The sequence below is a fragment of the Xanthovirga aplysinae genome (genome assembly GCF_009711365.1).
Taxonomy (GTDB): Bacteria; Bacteroidota; Bacteroidia; order Cytophagales; family Cyclobacteriaceae; genus Xanthovirga; species Xanthovirga aplysinae.
Map to the genome: position 1 here is coordinate 1 of NZ_SMMB01000646.1, position 2984 is coordinate 2984.

A 2984-nucleotide genomic window follows, 5' to 3' on the forward strand; every position below is an offset into this window, starting at 1 on the left:
AGGTATAGGGAATATATTACCGGTATAGGATTGAAAATTTAGCGTAAAATAGGATAAGGAGTTAGATTAAATGTGCTGTTGACAAGTAGCAATTCCGTAGTTTTATTTTAGACTTAAGGCAAAAATGTGCTCCTCTTTTTTAAGTACTAATAAATTTAGAATTTGCATCACCTTTACTACTAAGTTGGCTAATTCATTATGTTCTTAATTATCTTCCATTAAGGGAATGGGATCTTGATACAAAGAATCACTTTAATAAACCTTTGCCCAGTATAGCCTTTTTTGCATGGAAGTCCCTCAGCCTTTATCCATTATTTTCAAAATTAGGATCTCATTTAAAGTATTTTAATAATCTCCGTATAAAATCTTGTTTAGTAATCGGTGAGTCTTCGTGGTGATATTTGGGGAAATATTAAATAGAGTAGGTAGGCCGGTGCCGAGAATAGTAACAAGGGGAATAAAGTGCTTGAGGGATATTCCTTGAGATATGAGGATGAAAAGAAATAAGGCTGTTAGAATCAAAAGAAAAGGAAATTTCAATTTCTCCCAAATATTATAAGTGAATTCTTTTTCAAACCTGGAGATATCCGTGTGATCGGCTTCAGTGAGGATAAAGTATTTAAAACTATTATTAAAGAGATGCAGCCTTTCCTTTTTTATCTTCAATAAGCCTTTTTGTAAAAGTGTATCGATTGTCTTATGTGATTTTATGTAAGTTAAGTCATTTTCTGCCAGGTCGAAGATTAGATATTGTTCCTCTACAGTTAAAGTGTCCCAAATTGATTGGTAATAGGAGTGAGCTTTTTTAGTTATTTCTATAACCATTTGTTCGGCATTTTGCTGATTTCTTTCACCGACAGAAAATTCTAACAAGGGTTTTATCTTTGGAAGATAGCTCCCAAAATTGCACTCTGATTCGATTAAATTCTGCCCTTCCCCTTTCGGCATTCTTTTCATGGGATAATAAAAGTTAATAAAATCATGAGAAATTATATGCCAACGATTTAAAAAGGTGTTACCATAACTTTCATTAATTTGGTTTTCAGGGCTTTCAAAATAAAAACTATCCAGGGAAGTGTTGGAAATGACGATTATTTGTGAGAATGGATGCCTTTTTAATAACTGTTGTAAGTATTTTAATTTCAGAAGATTAGATTGGTGTTCTTTGTACAGGTAGTTGAAGTTTTGAAGCAGGAATACATGATGATTATGGATAGGAACTGGGGCGGAAAGTTCTGGAAAGCAAACCTCCTCAATGGGAGTGTGGAGGTATTGTTCAATTATTTCAGCCATATCCCTTATTTCTATTTGGTGAGAGTTTTCCTTCAATATTTCCAACAATTCCCTTTTTGCCCCTGACTCAGGAGGGGTATGGATCATAATATGAGGGAGCTCTTGACTCTTTTCTTTTGGGGATAAAATGGACTGAAGTTGTTGTCTAAGGGATTTATAATCCCAATTATTTAGTTGTTTCCCATTGGTGTGGGCAGCAGGTTTAATGATAATCCCTATAAATCGCCATAACATTACAAATAGTCCAATGAAAAAAACGATAATAGGAATAACAAATAGGAAAGTCCTAACGGCGCTTATATAAGAAAGAACGCTTAAGTCTTTTTTGAGCCCTGTTTTTTTCCACACCTTAATATTATTCAATTCCAAAGCTTCAATATGGTTATCTACTCTACTCTCCTTATAAGGGGTATCCCCATCCGGAAAAAAAGAAAGGTTTAAAGTGTTTCTCGAATAAGGGTTAATGGGGACTCTTAGAAGTGATATCAACTGCTCATATAGTGGTGTGGTTTTAACAATGGAAGTATCCTTCTCCAAAGTTTTTTTCCCCATCTGATTTTTGCCTTTGAAAATACGGTAAGGGAAAATATAGAAGAATTTTTCTGTAGTAAAACGAAATTTTTCACTTAGGTCTGCTTCTAAGGATACTGAGTCATAAGAAAGGGAATAATAGGGTGCATAATATTCCTTTTCTTTCTTGTATTTTAAGTTGAAAGGGTAATTTTTGAGTTTTTCTTCTCTGTTGGTCTTGAGGGTGGCTTTCTCTAATATTCCCATTTCCCGATATTTGGTAAGAATACCAAACTCTTGCTCATAAGCTATATTAAAAAAAATGAAGGTAGGTAAAATGCCAAAAATAATTACGCTTAAAACCATGAAGAGTTTGTGATCTCGATTAAATGCTGATTCGGAGCTTCGGGAGAATGAAAAATAAGAAATGATTTTGTGGAAACCACCATTCGGAAATCTACTTTTGATTTCTGGTATGAGCGGTAATTTATTTAAGAAAGGTAATACGAACAGGAATCCTGATGGAATTAATATGATGTAATGTAAGGGTTCATTTTTTGAGAATAAGGAGGGTATCAATAGGAATAGAACAATTGCCAATGGAATGGCCCAAAAAAGATGACTTTTAGACTTTCCTTTTACATTTTTCCAAAATATGATTGCGTAACTAATAAGAAGTAGGGCGAACAAAAGAGAAATCTGAAAAAAAGGAGATAATGAAATGATATTGTAAAAATGGTCAGGTAAATTTAATTTAAAAAAGGGAAGCAGTAAGAAAAGCAATTGTATGACCAATACCAGGAATAGCAAACTGTTAAGGAAGGAGTAGCTTTTTTTCAATTCTTTTTTAGGGTATAAGGTAAACCGCTCCAAAAGTGTATTTCGGGATTTCTTTCTGGCCGATCCAACTACCTTAAGAAAGAAAATATGGGTAAGGGAGATAAGCACTAATAGGGCAAACAAGAAAAAAACAACAAATGTAATAATTTGAATATGGCTGCTTACATAAAAAATATCTTCTTCGAACAAAAGTAAGTAATAAGGTAAACCTGGTGTGTCTAAGGCTTGGGCAAGGAAGAGATGATCCTTGTCATGATAGTTTGCTTTAAAGGTGGAGGCAGTTTTTGTCCTTAGGGTGGATAAAAGTCTGTTCGGGTAATTACATTCTTCTAATATATTTT

Annotated in this window: 1 protein-coding gene; it reads right to left on the reverse strand. The window is 33.7% G+C overall.

The window, feature by feature from the left end; genetic code table 11:
* Window positions 1-345: 345 nt before the first annotated feature.
* Window positions 346-2984 (reverse strand): hypothetical protein (locus E1171_RS23590; protein WP_187696233.1); only part of this gene is annotated, 2639 nt, incomplete at its 5' end.